This is a genomic window from Streptomyces sp. TAA040 (genome assembly GCF_000424845.1).
The window spans coordinates 223,761-242,567 of record NZ_AUKR01000006.1; the positions used below are offsets into that span (position 1 = coordinate 223,761).

Here is an 18,807-nt window from a genome sequence, read left to right on the forward strand (position 1 = left end):
ACAAGCGACGGATCGTCGCAGATCCGGCTTTCCGGTTCTGTCCGTCATAGCAGTCATCAAGCTGGGGATGCCTCAAGCACGCCCCTTGGGGGCCACGACCCGGACGCTGCGGCGACGCTCATCCGGTATCGACTGTGCTCATCTGATCATGTCGTCTTCGCTCCGATGTGTCCAGAGGGTCGCAGGTGAGCATCGCCACCTCCTCGGAGTCGATTGCGTCACCTCGGGGGTTCGACGGGGAACGCGGCCGTTCCGCCTACGCCGCCGTAGGTACGCTGTGAACATGACTGCCGCTGCGCCTGAACCCGCGACCGGTGCCCCCGGTCACTCGGACGCCCACACCGCCGGTGACCCGCACACCCACGACGCGCTCCACAAGCTCGCCTCGGTGATGCCGAGCAAGCCGCGGATGCGGGGCTGGCTGCACGCGGGCATGTTTCCGGCGGTCCTCATCGCCGGGATCGCCCTCACTGCGCTGGCGGGTTCGCCGGAAGCCCGGGTCGCCTGCGGGATCTACGCGGTCACCGCCTGCCTGCTGTTCGGTGTCAGCGCGCTCTACCACCGCGGCGAGTGGGGTCCGCGCGCCGACCGGATCCTCCGGCGGCTGGACCACTCGAACATCTTCCTGATCATCGCGGGCAGTTACACCCCGCTGACCATCCTGCTGCTCGACGGCGCCCGCGGGCAGGCGCTGCTCTGGGGCGTGTGGCTCGCGGCGGCGGCCGGCATCGCCTTCCGGGTGTTCTGGGTCGGCGCCCCGCGCTGGCTCTACACGCCCTGCTACATCGCGATGGGCTGGGCGGCGGTCTTCTTCCTGCCCGACTTCCTCCGGACCGGCGGGCTCGCGGTCCTGATCTGCGTGATCGTCGGAGGCCTGCTCTACAGCGCGGGCGGGGTCATCTACGGACTCAAGCGCCCCAACCCCTCGCCGCGCTGGTTCGGCTTCCACGAGGTCTTCCACTCGCTGACGCTGGCCGCCTTCGTCGTGCACTACGTCGGCATCTCGCTGGCCGCCTACAGCGTGGACTGACCCCGGTGGCGGCCCCAAGAGGTGCCGCCGCGCGCCGACGGCCCCCGGCGGGGTCGGCGCCGGACGGAGCGCCCCGCGAGGACGTCCGTGCGCCGACCGTCCCGGAGGGCGAAGCGGCCGTCCACCATGACGTGCGGGATCCCTGTGGGCGGTGTCCTGGGACGGTCGAAGGTGGCCCCCGCGGCGACCGTGGCGGGGTCGAACAGAACCAGGTCGGCGCGGTGGCCCTCACGGACGAGCCCGCGGTCCGGCAGTCGCAGCCGCGCGGCGGCCCGTCCGGTCAGGTGCGCCACGCACTCCTCCAGCGACAGCACCCGCGACTCCCGCACGTAGTGGCCCAGGTAGTGCGGGAAGGTGCCGTAGGCGCGGGGGTGCGGCTTGGCGCCCTGGAGAATGCCGTCGCTGCCCCCGGTGTGCACCGGGTGCCGCATGATGGCGCGCACGTTCTCCTCGTGGCCGACGTGCTGGAGGATCGTCGTCCCCAGCCGGTCCTCCACGAGCAGCCTCCTGGCCTGCTCGAAGCTCTCCAGTCGGTGCCCGGCGAAGGCGCCGAGCGCCGGGTCGCCCGTGCCGGAGATCTCGATGGTGTGCCAGTCCATCGGTACGCCGTGGCAGCCGTCGGCTCCCACCACCTCCAGGTCGTGCCGGATGCGGGCGCACTCCCGCGGGTCGCGCAACCGCTCCAGGGTGCGCTCCGGGCCGCCCGCGGAGGCCCAGCTCGGCAGCAGGGCGGCGAGCGTCGTGCAGCCCGGCAGGTACGGGTAGGTGTCGAGTGTGATGTCCGCACCGGCGGCCAGCGCCTCGTCCAGCAGCCCGAGCAGTTCCGGGGCGCGCCCGGCGTTCACCCCGAAGTTCATCGTCGCGTGCGCCAGGTGCAGCGGACAGTCCGCCTCCCGGCACAGCTCGACCGTCTCCCGGTAGGCCTCCAGCGCACCGGCCCCGTACGAGCGGTGGTGCGGGCAGTAGTAGCCGCTGTAGGAGGCCACCACGCGGCACAGCTCGGTGAGCTCGGAATTCGGCGCGTACATCCCCGGGGTGTAGGTGAGCCCCGAGGACATGCCCACCGCGCCCTGCGCGAGGCCCTCGGCGACCAGGCGCCGCATCCGCTCCCGCTCCGATGCGGTCGCGGGCCGGTCCTCCCAGCCCACCGCCAGCATCCGGACGGTGCCCTGCGGCACCAGGTACGCCGCGTTGACCGCGATGCCCCGGTCGAGCCGGTCCAGGTACCCGCCCACCGTCCGCCAGTCGAAGTCGACGTCGGAGCCGTCCCCGTTCCAACCGGTCACGGCCCGCCGGACCTCGTCCAGCGTCCGGTCGTCGACCGGCGCGTAGGAGAGGCCGTCCTGGCCGATCACCTCCAGGGTCACCCCCTGGGCCAGCTTCGCCGAGTGGTCCGGGTCGCGGAGCAGCGCCAGGTCGCTGTGCGCGTGCATGTCCACGAAACCGGGCGCGAGGGCGAGTCCGGTCGCGTCCAGCACCTCGCGTCCGCCGGGTCGCGGCCCGCTCCCCTCGGGGACGATCGCGGCGATCCGGCCCTTGTGCAGCGCGACGTCGGCCCGGCGGGAGGGGCCGCCGGTCCCGTCCACGACGAGCGCGCCGCGGATGACGGTGTCCATGAAACCTGAACCTCCTGGGGGTGCGGACGCGGGGGGAGCGGGGGCGGGTGGAGACGTCGGGGCGGGGACGGCCCGTCCGGACGCGCACGGGCCCTGCCGGGCCGTCGGGCCCTGCCGGGCGCGTCCGGCCGTCCGGTCAGAAGAACGTGCGGACGTACTCGACGGCGCTGCCGTCCTCGGTGGTCACCGGGATCAGTTGCCACTTGTCGAAGATGGTGCACGGGTGCGACATGCCGAGCCCGATCCAGTCGCCGACCGCGGGCCCGCCGCCGGACGCGGCTTCCGGGTCCACGGACAGCCAGGAGTGCTGGTCGGAGAGCGCGGTGAGGGTGATGCCGTCGGCCGGGAGGAGCCGGCCGGTGCCTGCCTCGCGGACGACACGCGGGACGGGCAGGTGCAGGTCGTGGGCCGCGTCCCGCTTGCCCGCGTTGAGGAAGGCCTGCCGCGGCTCCGGACGGGAGACCACCTGGGCCCAGAGGGTGAACGCCGACCGGAGCCCGCCCTCGTCGGGCACCCGGTTGAACGGGGTCACCGTGCGGTACTGGCCCTCGTCGTGCGAGACGTACGCGCCCGAGCGCAGCAGCTTCAGCACCGGTGCCGACAGCGCGGGAATCCGCGCGAACACCTCGGCCACCGCGTCGAACCAGGCGCTGCCGCCCGCGCTGACCACGATCTCCTCCACAGGTCCGCACGACCCGCCGGAGAACCGGCCGGCCCGGTCGAAGTCCGCGGCCAGCGCCACCAGCCGCTCCAGCCAGGTCGCCACCCGCGCCACGTCCGCGCCGGGGACCTCGCCCTCGTAGCCCGCCACGCCGACCAGCCGAAGGGTGCCGGTGGCGCCCACGGCGTCCGCGACCGCGGCCGCTTCCCCCTCGGTGCGCACCCCGGTGCGCGCGCCGTCCCCCGCGCCCAGCTCCACCACCACGTCCAGCGGCCGGGAGCCGCCCGCGGACCGCAGTGCCTCGTCCATCAGCCGCACCCCGGCCACTGAGTCGACGTAGACGACGCAGCGGAACCCCGGGTCGGCGCTCAGCTCCGCGGCCAGGGCGCGGAGCGCGGCCGCGTCCACGAGTTCGTTGGCCAGGAACACCCGAGGCACCCCGAATGCGCGGCAGACCCGCAGCTGGGCGGGGTTGGCCACGGTGACGCCCCAGGCGCCGCGCTCCAACTGCCGGGCGAACAACTGCGGTGCCATCGAGGTCTTGCCGTGCGGGGCGAAGGCCAGGCCGTGCGCGGCGGTGTAGTCGGCCATGGTGGTCAGGTTGTGCTCCAGCGCCTCCTCGGAGAGCGTCAGTACGGGTGTGCCGAAGCCGCCCTCGAACAGGTTCCGCCGCTGGTCGGCGAGTGCGCCGACGGTGAGCCCGGCCGCGTCCGGTGGCAGCCCCTTGAAGCGGTGGTCCACCACCTCGTCCCGGAGCGGGCCCAGCCGGAGCGGGCCGCCCCGGGACGCGACGGAGTGCGTCGGACCGGAGAGCCCGTCCGACGAGGGCCTGCTGGGCCGGGCGGAATCCGGTGACGACTGGTGGCCCATGGTGCGGGTGCTCCGTCCGTGCTCGTCCGCGGGGTGCGGTGTGGCGACCGGCGTGGCACTGGCGTTGCGAAGAGTGCAACGACCATTGCGGCGTATGCTGATTGCTGTCTAGCATCCCGCTGAGTACCCGGTCAATGAAACCGCCGGTCATCCGGTTGAGTACCCAGGAGCGCAGACGATCGTGACCAGCAACGGCACCCCCGCCACCGACCGGCGCCCGGAAGCGGCCGCCGATGTGGAGATCGTCTGCCTGGGCGAGACCATGGTCGCCTTCCGCCCCGCCGAACCCAGCGGCCTGGCGGCCGCCGCCACCTTCGACCGCGGCATCGGCGGAGCCGAGTCCAACGTGGCCTGTACGCTCGCCCGGGCCGGCCACGCGACGCGCTGGATCAGCCGGGTCGGCTGCGACCCGTTCGGCGAGCACCTGCTGCGCACCGTCGCCGCCACCGGCGTGGACACCGCCCACGTCGGTCGCGACCCGCGCCGCCCCACCGGCGTCTACTTCCGCACCCACGGCGAGCGCGGGACCGACCTCGAAGTCGCGTACTACCGCGACGGATCCGCCGCCTCCGCGATGTCCCCGCTGACGGTGGCCACCGCCGCCGCACGGGCCGGCCGGATTCTGCACCTGAGCGGCATCACCGCCGCCCTCTCCGCGGACTGCCTGGAGCTGCTGCGCGCTCTGCTGCACCGCGCCGAGGCCGGGCCGCTGCTCTCCTTCGACGTCAACTACCGGGCCGGGCTCTGGTCGGACCGCACCCGGGAGGGCGCCGACGTCCTGATCGAACTCGCCCGCCGCGCCGACCTCGTCTTCGTCGGCGAGGACGAGGCGACCGAGGCCTGGGGCGTCACCGGCGGCCCGGACGCGCTGCGCGCGCTGCTGCCGGAACCGGCCACGCTGGTCGTGAAGCAGGGTGCCTGGGGCGCCACCGCCTTCACCCGGGAGCCCGCCGGTGGCGCCGCGAGCGGGCCGGAAGCCCCGCAGGCCGAGCAGCGGGTGCAGTGCTCCGCCCCCGGAGTCGAGGTCGTCGCCTCGGTCGGTGCCGGGGACGCGTTCGCGGCCGGGTTCCTCTCCGCCACACTCCGCGGGCTGCCGCTGCTCAGCCGGCTCCGTCACGGCCACCTCACCGCCGCCGCCGCGCTCACCGACCCCGGGGACATCGCCGCGCCGCCGGGCCGCGCGGCCGCGGACCGGCTGGTCGCGCTGAACGCGGCCGCTTGGGGCAGACTGCGTCTCGGCCCGCGCTGGACCACCGAGGAGGCGCCCGTATGAGCCAGACCGTCGACCGAGCCCTGAGCATTTTGCCGCTGCTCGCCGAGGGGCCCGCCAACCTGGAGCAGGTCGCCCAGCGGCTCGACGTGCACAAGTCCACGGCGCTGCGGCTGCTGCGCACACTGAACGAGCACGGCATCGTCTATCGTCAGGCCGACCAGCGCTACCGGCTCGGCGCCCGCCTCTTCTCCCTCGCCCAGCAGGCGGTGGAGAACCTGGACGTCCGCGAGGTGGCCCACCAGCACCTCGTCGGGCTGAACAAGAGCTGCGGCCACACCGTCCACCTCGCGGTGCACGAGGAGAACGAGGTCACCTACATCGACAAGGTGGAGAGCCGCTATCCGGTCCGGATGTACTCCCGGATCGGCAAGCCGGTGGCCATCACCGTCGCCGCCGTCGCCAAGCTGCTGCTCGCCGACCTTCCCCGGGCCGAGCGGCGCAGCATCGCGGAACAACTGGAGTACCCCCGGTACACCGCCCGTTCCACGCCGCACGCGGCCGCCTTCCTCGCCGAACTGGAGCAGGTACGCACCCAGGGATGGGCGACCGACCTCGGGGGCCACGAGGAGTCCATCAACTGCGTGGCCGCCCCGGTCAGGGGCACCGACGGCAGGGTGATCGCCGCCGCCTCCGTCTCCGCGCCGAACGTGATCGTCACCCGCGACCAGCTCCTCGAACTGCTCCCGCTGGTGCGCCGCACCGCGGACGCGATCAGCGCGGAGTACTCCGGGAAAGAACCCGCAACCACACCCTCGTCCGCGCCTCACCCCTAGGAACCACCCATGAGCGAGAAGCTGCCGAAGACCGCCCTCACTCCGGCCACCCACACCACCCCGCCCGCGAAGTTCTCGCACGGGGTGCGCAAGGGCAACATCCTCCAGGTCGCCGGGCAGGTCGGCTTCCTGCCGGCCGTCGAGGGGCAGGCGCCGACCCCCGCCGGACCGACGCTGCGCGAGCAGACCCGGCAGACCCTGGCCAACGTCCGGGCCGTCCTGGAGGAGGGCGGCGCGAGCTGGGAGGACGTGATGATGATCCGCGTCTACCTCACCGACACCGACCACTTCGCCGAGTTCAACGCCCTCTACAACGAGTACTTCGCCGACCTCGTCGAGGCGCCCTCGGCCCGCACCACGGTGTACGTCGGCCTGCCCCCGGGCCTGCTGGTCGAGATCGACGCCCTGGCCGTCCTGGGCTGATGCCCTCCCGCGGGCCCGGGGCACGACGGCGGCGGCCCGGCTGCCGGGTTCGGGGTCACTCGTCCGGGCCGACCACCGGGCGGGGCCGTGACCGGGCCCCGCCCGGCGGCGTTCCCCGTGCCGGTACGGGGAACGCACGGCACCCGTGAACGACGCCGTCCGGCAGGGGCGGCGCCCGCTACGGGAGAGGCAGGCCCCCGCATGGTCGGTTCCGCACCACGTCGCCCGCACCTCGGGTGGCTCGCGACCCTGCTGCTCGGCGCCGCGGCCTCCGCCACTGTCGCCCCCGCCGCAGCCTCGGCCTCCGCCGGTGTCCGCGTCACGGAGCCCGAACCGGAGCCGGAGCCGGTCTCCGCGCCCGCGGTCGCCCCGGGGACGCGGGGCTTCGAGGGCGTCGTCGCGCTCAGCAACTGCTCCGGCTCCCTGGTGCGGATGCCCGGCTCCCGGCCCACCGACCCGGCACTGGTGATGACCAACGGCCACTGCCTGGAGGACGGGATGCCCGAACCGGGGGAGGCGTGGCTCGACCAGCCGTCGGACCGGAGCTTCACGCTGCTGGACGCCGCCGGCGGGGACACCGCCGTCCTGCGTGCCGTACGGCTCTCCTACGCGACGATGACCGGCACCGACCTCGCCCTGTACGAACTGGCGTCCCGCTACCGGGAGATCGTGAGCCGCCACGGCATCCGGGCGCTGGAACTCGCCGACACGCGCCCGGAGGTGGGCACCCCCGTCGAGATCGCCTCGGGCTACTGGAAACGCGTCTACCGCTGCCGGATCGACGGCTTCGTCCACGAACTCCGCGAGGGTGACTGGACGACGGAGGACCCGCTGCGTTACACGCCGGGGTGCGACACCGTCGGCGGCACCTCCGGAGCGCCGGTGGTCGACCGGGGGAGCGGGAAGGTGGTGGGTGTCAACAGCACCGGCAACGACGACGGACGGGCGTGCGCGCTCGACAACCCCTGCGAGGTGGACGAGTCCGGCGCTGTCACCGTCCGCCGGGGGATCAACTACGGGCAGCGCACCCACCAGACCACTGGCTGCGTGGGACCCGGCAGCCGGATCGACCTCGACCGGCCGGGGTGCACCCTCGCCCGGCCGTGAGAGCACGCGGAGCGCAGTGCTCCCCCGTGCGAGACGGTCCGAGCACCCGGTGATACCCCCGTGCGCCCCTGTGGTTGACGGCTGTACCACGCTATGTTCCTCCGGTACGCCACCCGAGGAGGCGTGAGCACGGCCCGGAGCGGTCTGCGCCCTGGTCGATGCGGAACCGGTGGGGGGAGGGGCCCGGCGCAGCGCGCCGGGCCCCTGGTACCGCTCTCGCCGGGAGTGCGGGGCTGCGTCAGCCCATGGCGTGGACGTGCGGTCCGACGACGGAGGACCAGGCGTTGCCGGCGGTGGCGTCCCAGTTGGTGGACCAGGTCATCGCGCCCCGGATGTCCGGGTAGGTCTGCGAGGGCTGGAACGCTCCGCAGTTGGTGCCGCGTGCCAGGCAGTCGAGGGCGTGCGTGACCACCTGGGGCGCCACGTATCCGCTGCCGGCGCCGCGGGTGGAGGCGGGGACGCCGATGCCGACCTGGGAGGCGTCGAGTCCGCCTTCGAGTTGGATGCAGGCGAGGGCGGTGAGGAAGTCGACGGAGCCCTGGCTGTAGACCTGCCCGTCGCAGCCGAGCATCGAACCGCTGTTGTAGTACTGCATGTTGACCACCGTCAGGATGTCCTTGACGTTCAGCGCCAGCTTGAAGTACTCGGACGAGGTGGACTGCATGTCGATGGTCTGCGGTGCCATGGTGAGCACCAGGTCAGGGCCGGCCTGCCCGGAGAGCGTACGCAGTGCCTGCGTGAGGTAGGTCGCGTTGATGCCGTGCTCCAGGTCGATGTCGACTCCGTCGAAGCCGTACTCCTGCATCAGCGCCCAGGTGCTGTCGGCGAACCGCGCCGCGGAGGCGGGGTCGTTGATGGTGACGTTGCCCTTTTCGCCGCCGACCGAGATGATCACGGACTTGCCGTCGGCCTGCTTGCCGGCGATGTCCGCCTTGAACTCCGCCTCGGAGTTGTAGCCGACCGCCGGGTCGAGGTTGAACTCGACCTCACCGGTGTTCGCGGTCGAGTCCGCGAAGGACACGGCGATGACGTCGTAGGCCTCCTGCACCTCCGCCAGCTTCTGGACGGTGGCGTCGTTGTCGAAGTTCTGCCAGTACCCGGTGAGCGCGTGGCCGGGGACCACGGGGCCCGGGTTGCCGCCCGAGGGCCTGGTCGTCGCAGTGAGGGGGGCGGACCTCGCGGACTCGCCGGCGCCGTTGACCGCGCTCACCCGGAACTCGTAGGAGGTCGCGGCGGCCAGTCCGGGGACGGTCGCCGAGGTGCCCGGTGCCGACTGCACCGCTTCGCCGTCCCGGAAGACCCGGTACTGCGTCGCGCCCTGTACGGCGCCCCAGTTGAGGGTCACCGAGGAGGAGGTGGTCGATCCGACGGCGAGACCGCCCGGGGCGGCCGGCGGCTCCGGGTCGGGCTCCTCCGGGGGGTCGCCCGGACCGGCGAGGGCGAAGTCGTCCGCGTGGTAGGCGGACTGCCCGTACCAGCCGTGGGTGTACACGGTCACCGAGGTGGTGTTCGGGCCGGTGCGGAACGAGGCGGTCAACTGCTGCCAGCCGGATGCCCCCGGGGTCCAGGTCGAGACGTCGGTGGTGCCGGTCCCGGAGGCGCCGAGGTAGACGTACGAGCCCTGCACCCAGGCGCTCAACTCGTAGTCCGCGCCGGGCTGCACGCTCACCGTGCGGGAGCAGCGGGCGTTGTCGCTGCCGCCGGGCGCCGCGCGGAGGGCGGCGGCGCCGCTGCGGACCGGGCTGCCCACCGTTTCGCCGCTGCCGTTCGAACAGGTCCAGCCGGACATGCCGGACTCGAAGCCGGGGTTGCCGACGAGGTTGGGTTCCGCGGCGTCGGCACCGCCGGTGAGACCGCCGAGCAGCAGGCCGGCGGCGGCCACCGCGGCTGCGAGGGTGCGCTTGAGCGGGCGTCTGCCGCCGCGCGGGGATGTGCGTTCCACTGCATGCCTCCGGGCATAGGGGCGAAGGGCGAGGGGGATTTGAATGGGTGCGAACGCGTGGGGGGAACGGTGGCCACCGTGTGCTGTTGAGCCGGAAGAATGGTCCAGACCATTCGCCTTGTCAAGGCTTCCCGCGCGTACCGGCACCCCGCTGCCCGCCGGGAGCGCTGCGCGGCACCGGTCAACTGCCGTCCGGTGACTGTTCTCTCGCGAGCAATGCCCGGATAGGCTTCGGTGACAGGCACGGCACGCAAGGTGAGCCGCAGGGCAGGGACCACCGGGTGTACGAGGCGAGAAGGCGGGGAATCAGATCACGTGTCCACCGCGATAGCAGTCACCAGCCGCGAGATGGTGCTTCCGCCGCCCGATCGGCAGACCCCCTCCGCCCACGTGCTCACCCACCCGGACCAGCAGCCGCTGGACGCCGCCATCGACGAGACCCGGTCGCTCCTCGACCGCTGCGGCTACCTCGTCGTCGTCGCCCCGCGCTCCGCCCCGCAGGTGCTGCGCCGGAGGCTGCACACCGTCCGCGCCATCCTGGGCAGCGAGCGCATCGCGCTCGTGCACTCGGAACTGCCGCCGCTGGGGCTGAGCCTCCTGGTGCGCCAGTTGCGCCAGCTCTCGGTCACGGACTTCAGCCCCGGCGTCCTGGCCTCGGCCGTCCGGCTGCTCGCCCACTACGTCCACGCCGGGGCGCTGCTCAACTCGGTCGCCAGACTGGAGCACATCCCGGTCTCGCTCACTTCGCACGCCAGGTCCTGGGTGCCGGGCAGCCAGTTCGCCGTACTGGCCGCTCCCAGACCGCAGTTGGTCAAGCTCGGCGGCTCGGACCGGTTGAAGGGTCCGGAGTACGCGACCCGGCTCACCGTCGCCGCCGGCAGGATCACCTCGGACTGGCCCTCCGAGACGCTGGCCCCGCAGTGGCAGGTAAGCGGCCTGGAACAGGCCGACCTGCCACCGGAGTCGGTGCGCTGGTGGGGCACCGCGAAGCTGATCGAGTTCGCCGCCGCCATTCCGGACATCTCGGTGCTCTACCAGGTCGTGAGCTCCGTCCAGCGCACCAACTGTCACTGGTGCGGGCTGCAACTCATCGGCGACCGATGTGCGTTCTGCACCGCGCCGGTTCCTTCGAGTACCGGTCAGCCGGGCCGCGCACCGGGCGGCCCGGCGACACTCGGGCGGGGGCGGCCGGACCGCGCGGCGCTCGGCCCCGGCGGGACCTCGCAGTCCTCGGTATACGGACATGCCTAGCCGGGTACAGCAGCAGCAGTCGGTCGGAGCCGTACGGGCTCCGACCCGAAACACCCCCCGCGCGGACCGCACCGCGTGTACAACGAACGGACGGCGTACCGGCGTCGCCCCGGCCGCACCGGCCGACGCGCACGGACCCGACGCACCGACCGACCGCCCTTCCGAACGAGGTAGCCACCGGACATGAACTCCCGCCAGCGCCGCGGCGTCATCCTGATGCTGCTGTCGATACTCGGTGCCTTCGCCGTGTTCGCCGGTGTGCTCTCGGTGATCAACGATGTCGAGTCCAAGGTCGGTCCCGAGGTCACCGCCTACGAACTCAAGGACGACATCGAGCCCTACCAGGAACTCCGGCGCGGGCAGTTCAGCCGCACCAGCATGCCCGAGCGGTGGCTTCCCGAGACGGCCGTGACCGATCTCGCGCAGATCGAGGGGAAGATCGCCGTCAACCCGCTGCGCAAGGGGTCGCTGCTCCAGTCCGACATGATCGCCGAACGGCCCGCGCTCGAAACCGGCCAGCAGGAGATCGCCATCATGATCGATGCTGCCACCGGGGTGGCCGGCAAGATCACGCCCGGTTCGCGGGTCAACATCTACGCCACCTTCCGCGGCGAGGGCGACGAGCAGCCCGTCTCGCGGGTCCTGATCTCCGACGCCCGGGTCATCGACGTCGGCCAGCTCACCAGCATCCGTCCGGAGGACGACAACCGGGAACCGGCCCCCGGCGGCAGCGGCCAGGCCGTCCCGATCACCTTCGCCCTGGGCACCACCGACGCCCAGCGCCTCGCCTATGCCGAGTCCTTCGCCACCCACGTACGGCTCGCGCTCGTCGCCCCCGGCAGCGAGGCGTCCGACATTCCGCAGGACCAGCGCAATTACACGCTGTCCGGGGACGAGTGAGGCACCCATGGCCACCCGAATCATCTCCGCGGCGGGCGACGTCGACGTGGCACGCGCCGTCGTGTCGCTGCTCGGCCGGCTGCCCGACGCCGAGCCCTCGGCACCTTTCGGCAACACCACCGAACTTCTCGACGCCCTCGCCCGCTTGGCCGCCACCTCCGTCGCGGACCTGCCCGAGGTCGTGCTGGTGCACGAACACATCGGCCCGATGCCGGTGCTGGAACTCGTCCGGGAGATCGCGCTGCGCTTCCCGGCGGTCGGCACTGTGCTCATCACCACCGACGCCGGCCCGGCCGTCTACTCCGCCGCCATGGACGCCGGCGCGCGCGGCGTCGTCGGCCTGCCGCTGACCTACGACGACCTCGCCGCCCGCGTCGGTTCCGCCGCGCAGTGGGCCGTCAGCGTCCGCCGCCACCTGGGCAGCGGCGACGCGTGGGAGGGCCCGCCGGGCCCCGGCGGCACCCTGGTCGCCGTGGCCGGCGCGAAGGGCGGCGTCGGCACCACGCTCACCGCCGTCCAACTCGCCCTCGCCGCGCAGGCCTCCGGGCGCAGCACCGCTCTGGTGGACATGGACCTCCAGTCCGGCGACGTGGCCTCCTTCCTGGACGTCCAGTTCCGCCGGTCCGTCGCCGACCTGGCCCAGATCAGCGACCTGTCGCACCGGGTGCTCCAGGAGGCCGTCTTCGCCCACACGACCGGTCTGGCGCTGCTGCTGTCGCCCGCCGAGGGCGAGCGTGCCGAGGAGGTCGACGACTCGGCCGCCCGGCAGATCGTCGCCGCCGTCCGCTCCCGCTACGACACCGTCGTCGTCGACTGCGGCAGCCAACTCCACAGCGCCAACGCCGCCGTCATCGAACGCGCCGACACCGCCGTCCTGGTCACCACACCGGACGTGATCGCGGTACGCGGGGTGAAGCGCACGGTCGGCCTGTGGGACCGCCTGCAGATCCGCAAGGCGGAGGAGACCGTCACCGTCGTCAACCGGCACACCCGCAGCAGCGAGATCCAGCCCTCGCTGATCCAGCAGATCACCGGCACCCGGCTGGCCCGTACCACCGTGCCCGCCAACTTCCGCGAGCTCCAGGGATGTCTCGACTCCTCCCGGATGCACGAGCTGGACAGCCGCGGCGCCGTCCGGCAGGCGCTGTGGGCCCTCGCCGGCGAACTCGGCCTGACCACGGCCGAGGCGCAGCCCGCGGGCAAGGGGCTGATGCGGCGCGGGGACCGCGGCGGACCGCCCGACAAGGCCGGCGGTGACCGCGGTGGCCGCGGCAAGCCACTCGCGCTGGGCCGCCGGCGTGGAACACCGGGGGAGCGCTGAGCCATGCCGCAGCGAAGCAGTCGCAGGAGCGGGCCGGGTCGTCCGGGGAGCCCCCCGCGCACCCGCCCGCGCCGGGCCGCATACGGGCCCCGACGGCTCCGGACGGACGCCGGGCAGACGACCGTCGAGTTCCTCGGCATGCTCCCGCTGATCCTGCTGGTGCTGGTCCTGGTGTGGCAGTTCGTCCTGGTCGGCTACACCTTCACCCTGGCCGGGAACGCGGCCGACGAGGCCGCCCGGGCCTGCGCCCTGGGCGAGGACGCGAGCAGCGCCGCGCAGGAGGACCTGCCCGGCGCCTGGCAGGCGGGATCCGGCACCACCTGCGACCGGGGCGCCCGGGGCCAGATATCCCGGGCGACCGTCGACCTCCAGGTGCCCGTGCTCTTCCCGGGAGGCGTCCCCTTCCCGTTCGACGTCACCGGCGAGGCCGGAGCGGTATCGGAGGCGGCCGAATGACGCGCCACCGTACGTCCCCGCCCACGCCCTGCCCTCCGTTCCCGTCGCATGCCGCCTCGTCGTCGCATGCCGCCGCGCCGAGCGCGGGCGCTCCGCCCTCCGCCCCGGGCGCCCGGCGGGACCGGCGGGACCGGGGACAGGCGGCGATCGAATTCATCGGCTTCGTGCCGCTGCTGCTCCTGCTCGCCCTCACCGGGGTCCAACTCGGCCTCGTCGCCTACACCGCCTCGCAGGCGAGCACCGCGGCCCGCGCCGGCGCCCGCTACGTCTCACAGGACGACGACCGCAGCGCGCAGACGGGCGCCGGTCAGGCCATGAGCGGCTGGCTCGCCGACAACGCCGGGTTCACCGAGAGCCGGCCGGCCGGCGAGGTCACCGTGACCGCCACCGTGCAGATCCCCTCGGTCATCCCCGGCGTCGACTTCGGCAGCGTCGAGAAGTCGGCCACCATGCCCCGGGCCCGGGACTGACGGGTGACGCGTACCACGCCCTTCGGACCGGCCCCGTGCCCGGCGTGCGCGGGACCGCGCGCCACGGTCGCCACCGGCGCGCAACCGCCCCGACCGCCCCGACCGCGGCCACCGCGGCTACCGACGCCACTGACGCCACCGCAGCCACCGACCAGGGGAGCACGTCGATGAGCCTCAAGGCACGCCTCACCGCGCCCGAACCCGCCTCGGCCCAGCAGGAGGAGAGTCACCTGGTCACCGCCTACCGGGCGAAGCTGCTGGAGGAGATCGACCTCGCCGAGATGTCCTCGCTGGCCGCGGCGGAGCGCCGCGCCCGCCTGGAACGCGTGCTCGGGCACATCATCAGCCGCGAGGGCCCGGTGCTCCCCACCCACGAACGCGCGGCCCTCATCCGCCGGGTGGTCGACGAGGCCCTCGGCCTGGGCATCCTCGAACCCCTCCTGGAGGACCCGGGCATCACCGAGATCATGGTCAACGGCCCCGACCAGATCTTCGTCGAACGCAACGGGCGGGTCGAACAGCTTGCGCTGCGGTTCGCCTCCCCCGACCAGCTGATGCAGACCATCGAACGCATCGTCTCCACCGTCAACCGCCGGGTCGACGAGTCCAACCCGATGGTGGACGCCCGGCTCCCCTCCGGCGAACGGGTCAACGTCGTCATCCCGCCGCTCGCCCTGACGGGCGCCACGCTCACCATCCGCCGCTTCCCTCGCTCCTACACCCTCCAGGAGCTCATCGGCCTCGGCTCACTCGACGAGGCGATGACCCTGCTGCTGGCCGCCCTGGTCCGCGCCCGGTTCAACGTGATCGTCTCCGGCGCCACCGGCTCCGGGAAGACCACCCTGCTCAACGCCCTCTCCGGACTCATCCCGGAGGGCGAGCGCATCATCACCGTCGAGGACGCCGCCGAACTCCAGCTCCAGCAGGGCCATGTCATCTCCCTGGAGTCGCGCCCGCCCAATGTCGAGGGCAAGGGTCAGATCACCATCCGGGACCTGGTGCGCAACTCCCTCCGGATGCGGCCCGACCGCATCATCGTCGGCGAGGTGCGCGGCGGTGAGACCCTGGACATGCTCCAGGCCATGTCCACCGGCCACGACGGCTCGCTGGCCACGGTGCACGCCAACAGCGCCGAGGACGCGTTGACGAGGCTCCAGACGCTGGCGTCGATGTCCGAGGTGAAGATCCCCTTCGAGGCGCTCCGCGACCAGATCAACAGCGCCCTCGACGTGCTTGTGCAGCTCACCCGTCACCCGGACGGCACGCGGCGAATCACCGAGATCGCCGTGCTGGACTCCCACGGCAGGCAGGAGTACCGACTCACCACGGTGGCCCGCTTCCACGCCCGGCCGATGGACACCGATCACGTGGTCCGCGGCCACTTCAGCTACCACCCACTGCCCCGCAGCGTCGCCCAGCGCCTCTACCTCTCCGGTGAGGCGCTGCCGGCGGCTTTCGGGGTGGCCGACTCCGAGCTGGAACTCACCAGCCGCCACGCCCGGTAGAGGACAGGGACGACACCGACATGGCACCGCACCCGACACCGCCGGACCCACCGGCCGCGACCCTGCTCCTCGCCCTGGAGCGAGTGGACCGCCTCGCCCTGCTCACGCTGGGCGTCACCCTGCTCGCCTGCGTACTGGCCGTCGCCGGGATCCACAGCTACGCCTCCGGGCGCGCCCAGCGGCAGCAACTCGTCGACCGGCTCGCCCACAGCGGTACGGGCACCACCGGCGGACGCCGCCGCAGGTTCGGCGTCCTCGACCGCCGGCTGCGCCGCACCCGAGCCGGACGCGCCCTGGAACTGCGGCTCGCTGCCACCGGACTCGACCTCGCTCCAGGCGAGTTCACGGCCTACGTCCTCGTCGCCGTCACGGCTCTGTGGATCGTCGCCCAGTCCCTGCTCGCCGCCTTCTTCGGACCGCTCGCCGCCGTACTGGGGGTCTGGGCCGCGTTCGCCTTCCTCAACTGGCAGCGCTCCAAGCGGATCGAGAAGTTCATCAATCAACTGCCCGAACTGGCGCGTCTGCTCGCCAACGGCACCCAGGCCGGACTGGCGCTGCGCACCGCCGTCACCATGGCCGCGGAGGAGATGGAGTCACCCGCGGGGGAGGAACTCGGCATGGTCGCCGACCGCTTGGCCCTCGGCCATTCCGTCGACGACGCACTCGGCGAACTGACCCGGAGGCTCCCGTCACGCGAACTCGTGGTGCTCGTCACCACCCTCATCCTCTCCAACCGGGCGGGCGGCCAGGTCGTCGGCTCGCTGCGGAACCTCACCGACACCCTGGAACAGCGCAAGGAGACCCGCCGCGAGGTGAGGACCCAGCTCTCCCAGGTCAACATGACCGCCTACTCCGTCCCGCTGATCGGATTCGCCGTCCTGCTGATGATGGACCGGGCAGGCTCGGGCGTACTGGACCGGATGACCGGTTCCTTGCTCGGCCAGACCGCGGTCGTCGTGGCATTCGGCCTCTACGCGATCGGCTTCTTCGTCATCCGCCGCATGTCGAGAATCGACGTCTGAACCGCCCGGCACACCCGATCCGTCCGAGGGGAGGAAGGAAGACACCATGACGGGACTGCTGCTCGCCCTGGCAGCCGCGCTCTGCGCCACCGGGGTCCTGCTCGGAGTGCGGATGTACCGCGCCGAGACCAGGCTCCCCGGTGACCTGGCCGTCGCCCTGGAGGTCGGCGCCAGCCGCACCACCCCCGTCGGCTCCGCTGTCGACCGCCTCGGCATGCGCTGGGCGCCCCTGGTCCTCCGGCTGATGGGTGCCAGGCGCGTCAACGCGGTGCGCCGCCGCATCGACCTCGCCGGCAACCCCGGCGGACTCACCCTCGACCGCTACGCCGCCCGGCGGGCCGTGTACGGCTTCCTCGGCTTCTTCGGCGCTTTCGCCATGGTGACCAGGGGCCAGTACCTGCTCGCCGCCCTGATGGTCGCCTTCGGCCTGTTCTGGGTCGAGGTCGGCATCGTCGCCGCCATCCGCATCCGCAAGGACGAGATCGAACGCACCCTGCCCGACTTCCTGGACGTCCTCGCCGTCGTCGTCTCGGCCGGCCTCGGCTTCCGCCAGGCACTCGACCGGGTGGCCGACCACTACGCGGGCCCGTGGGCCGACGAACTGCGCATCACCCTCCGCCAGATGGACATGGGCGTCAGCCGCCGCCAAGCATTCGAGGAGTTGCGTCGGCGCAACGACTCGGAACAGGTCGCCATGTTCGTCACCGCGCTCCAGCAGGGCGAGGAACTCGGCGCACCCATCGTCGACACCCTGATCGCCATCGCCACCGACATGCGCCGGACCGACGCCCAGAGTGCCCGCCGCAGGGCTGCCAGGACAGTGCCGAAGGCGACCCTGGTCATCACCACGGTGATGGTTCCCGCGACCCTGATCCTCCTCGTCGCCGGTCTCTTCCTCGGCACCGAGACCGACTTCGGCCGAATCACGGGGGAGTGAGCACGGTGCCCGCCGGACGCAGGAAGCACACCGCGGTGTCTCCGCCTGAGCCAACTGTCTCGTTTTGGCGGGACTTTGCGGGGAGCCCTTCGCACGCGCAACCTGTTGTGGCAGAGTCACTCAGCGGAAGGGCGTGGGTGCCGTCGTCCTCGTGCGGCGCCACCGACCAGCCGAGCGCACCAGCCGCCGCACACGACGGGACCAGCACACCGGGCAGTCAGAGGAGGTCGGGATCCATGCCCCACCACTCCCGTACGGGCCCCGCCGCCGAGCCGGCCCGGGACGCGCCCGTACCCCCGGCCGTGCCCCGCCGCGCCGCGGCCCCGGCCCGCAGCGACAGAACGCCCGAGCGAGCGGATCGCGCCACACACCCCGCGACGGAGCGGAGTTGGGCACGAAGCGCCGTCTCCGGGGCAGGGAACCGGGTGTACCTTTCCCGGGCCACGGGTACAACAGTCTCGGCCGAGACCGGAGAGGGAGACCACCATGCACTTCCTGAAGGACCGCCACCGTCTGGACGACAGAGGCCAGACCGCCGTCGAGTACCTCGGCATCCTCGCCGTAGTAGCCGCCATCATCGTCGTGCTGCTCACTACCGACTTCGGTTCGACCATTGCAGAGGCTATCGGGCAGCAGATCAGTCGCGTCACAGGGGGCGGCTGAGGTCGACCGGCTCCACGGACCGGGGTCAAGCATTCCCCGTATATGTGACCCTGGTCGGCGGGCTCCTCTTTCTTGCCTTCGCCTATTTTGCGGTGGGGCAGGCCGCTTTCCTGCGCGGCGGTACTCAAGGAGCCGCCGATGCTGCGGCTCTGGCCGCTGCTCAGGACGCTCGTGACCAGTTGATCTCAGAAGTTCTGCAGGCGATCGATGAACCAGAATTCATAGAAGAGATATTGAGTCGACGGGATTTCAGCGTGGCTGACTCCTGCGGTCGGTCCGGTTACTTTGCCGAGCGCAACGGTGCAACCCTTGAGTCTTGCTCGTGGGGAGCGGGCCGCTTTACTGTGGCAGTCGAGTCCTCTGATTCCGTTGGTCAATCCGTGGTACCAGGAACCAGTGAGCAGAGAGCCGTCGCGAGAGCAGCGGCGGCGCTGCAGGTGGACTGTACCTTCGTTGGAGCGGAGGACAGCGAAGTGCTTCGTTTTGACTGTGAAGACGGGATTGTTGAGATCAAAATCGAATCGCCCTCCCTCGATGGTGGTTTCGACGAGATATTTACTGTCCGTCTAGTCGGCGTTGGTCAATAA

The 18,807-nt window shown here is 72.1% G+C and carries 18 protein-coding genes; 15 read left to right on the forward strand and 3 right to left on the reverse strand.

Annotated elements, in window-relative coordinates:
* The first annotated feature begins 391 nt into the window (after positions 1-391).
* Positions 392-1,030, forward strand: a complete 639-nt coding sequence (gene trhA, locus H300_RS0106725; protein ID WP_037979345.1) for a PAQR family membrane homeostasis protein TrhA — start codon at positions 392-394, stop codon at positions 1,028-1,030.
* On the opposite strand, the gene H300_RS25355 is transcribed toward trhA, so the two are convergent.
* Positions 1,015-2,646, reverse strand: a complete 1,632-nt coding sequence (locus H300_RS25355) for a D-aminoacylase (RefSeq protein WP_051269595.1) — start codon at positions 2,644-2,646, stop codon at positions 1,015-1,017. The two genes, trhA and H300_RS25355, sit on opposite strands and share 16 nt — an antisense overlap.
* Before the next feature lie 136 nt (positions 2,647-2,782).
* Positions 2,783-4,177 (reverse strand): alanine racemase, encoded by a 1,395-nt coding sequence (locus H300_RS0106735; protein WP_078515760.1) that lies wholly within the window; start codon positions 4,175-4,177, stop codon positions 2,783-2,785.
* A 178-nt stretch (positions 4,178-4,355) separates the two neighbouring features.
* On the opposite strand from H300_RS0106735, the gene H300_RS0106740 reads away from it, so the two are divergent.
* The 4 genes from H300_RS0106740 (at position 4,356) to H300_RS0106755 (ending at position 7,753) form a co-directional block, all read left to right on the forward strand.
* A complete protein-coding gene (locus tag H300_RS0106740) occupies positions 4,356-5,450 on the forward strand; it encodes a sugar kinase (protein ID WP_486583602.1) in 1,095 nt (364 codons plus the stop codon).
* Positions 5,447-6,223, forward strand: a complete 777-nt coding sequence (locus H300_RS0106745; protein ID WP_028426830.1) for an IclR family transcriptional regulator — start codon at positions 5,447-5,449, stop codon at positions 6,221-6,223. Before H300_RS0106740 ends, H300_RS0106745 begins: the two co-directional genes overlap by 4 nt.
* A 9-nt stretch (positions 6,224-6,232) precedes the next feature.
* Positions 6,233-6,646: a RidA family protein gene (locus tag H300_RS0106750; protein WP_028426831.1), complete on the forward strand. Its 414-nt coding sequence runs from the start codon at positions 6,233-6,235 to the stop codon at positions 6,644-6,646.
* Positions 6,647-6,847: 201 nt separating this feature from the next.
* Positions 6,848-7,753, forward strand: coding sequence for a S1 family peptidase (locus H300_RS0106755; protein WP_037979291.1), 906 nt, complete (start codon positions 6,848-6,850; stop codon positions 7,751-7,753).
* Positions 7,754-7,991: 238 nt separating this feature from the next.
* Here the strand turns inward: H300_RS0106755 and H300_RS0106760 are convergent, their stop codons facing one another.
* Entirely contained in the window at positions 7,992-9,695 is a 1,704-nt protein-coding gene (locus tag H300_RS0106760; RefSeq protein ID WP_028426833.1) for a glycoside hydrolase family 18 protein, read from the reverse strand.
* 315 nt (positions 9,696-10,010) lie between these two features.
* Here H300_RS0106760 and H300_RS25360 point away from each other — a divergent pair, with 315 nt between their 5' ends.
* The 10 genes from H300_RS25360 to H300_RS31410 all read left to right on the forward strand — a co-directional run bounded on the left by H300_RS25360 (position 10,011) and on the right by H300_RS31410 (position 18,807).
* Positions 10,011-10,946, forward strand: coding sequence for a hypothetical protein (locus tag H300_RS25360; RefSeq protein ID WP_486583585.1), 936 nt, complete (start codon positions 10,011-10,013; stop codon positions 10,944-10,946).
* 183 nt (positions 10,947-11,129) lie between these two features.
* Positions 11,130-11,846 carry a Flp pilus assembly protein CpaB gene (gene cpaB / locus H300_RS0106770; protein ID WP_028426834.1) on the forward strand — a complete coding sequence of 239 codons (717 nt, stop codon included), beginning with the start codon at positions 11,130-11,132 and terminating at the stop codon, positions 11,844-11,846.
* A gap of 7 nt (positions 11,847-11,853) precedes the next feature.
* Entirely contained in the window at positions 11,854-13,167 is a 1,314-nt protein-coding gene (locus H300_RS25365) for an AAA family ATPase (RefSeq protein ID WP_051269598.1), read from the forward strand.
* A gap of 3 nt (positions 13,168-13,170) precedes the next feature.
* The gene (locus tag H300_RS25370) at positions 13,171-13,623 is read left to right on the forward strand and encodes a TadE/TadG family type IV pilus assembly protein (RefSeq protein WP_078515761.1); all 453 of its coding nucleotides are present in this window, start codon (positions 13,171-13,173) and stop codon (positions 13,621-13,623) included.
* A 146-nt stretch (positions 13,624-13,769) separates the two neighbouring features.
* On the forward strand, positions 13,770-14,093 hold the full coding sequence (locus tag H300_RS0106785; protein ID WP_028426835.1) for a TadE/TadG family type IV pilus assembly protein: 324 nt from the start codon (positions 13,770-13,772) through the stop codon (positions 14,091-14,093).
* Positions 14,094-14,260: 167 nt separating this feature from the next.
* Entirely contained in the window at positions 14,261-15,598 is a 1,338-nt protein-coding gene (locus tag H300_RS0106790) for a TadA family conjugal transfer-associated ATPase (RefSeq protein ID WP_028426836.1), read from the forward strand.
* Positions 15,599-15,618: 20 nt separating this feature from the next.
* Positions 15,619-16,620 carry a type II secretion system F family protein gene (locus tag H300_RS0106795; protein ID WP_078515763.1) on the forward strand — a complete coding sequence of 334 codons (1,002 nt, stop codon included), beginning with the start codon at positions 15,619-15,621 and terminating at the stop codon, positions 16,618-16,620.
* Between the two features lie 46 nt (positions 16,621-16,666).
* Positions 16,667-17,557 carry a type II secretion system F family protein gene (locus H300_RS0106800; RefSeq protein WP_028426838.1) on the forward strand — a complete coding sequence of 297 codons (891 nt, stop codon included), beginning with the start codon at positions 16,667-16,669 and terminating at the stop codon, positions 17,555-17,557.
* Positions 17,558-18,043: 486 nt separating this feature from the next.
* Complete coding sequence (locus H300_RS31770; protein ID WP_028426839.1) at positions 18,044-18,220, forward strand: hypothetical protein; 177 nt, start codon at positions 18,044-18,046, stop codon at positions 18,218-18,220.
* Positions 18,221-18,264: 44 nt separating this feature from the next.
* A complete protein-coding gene (locus H300_RS31410) occupies positions 18,265-18,807 on the forward strand; it encodes a hypothetical protein (RefSeq protein ID WP_158678331.1) in 543 nt (180 codons plus the stop codon).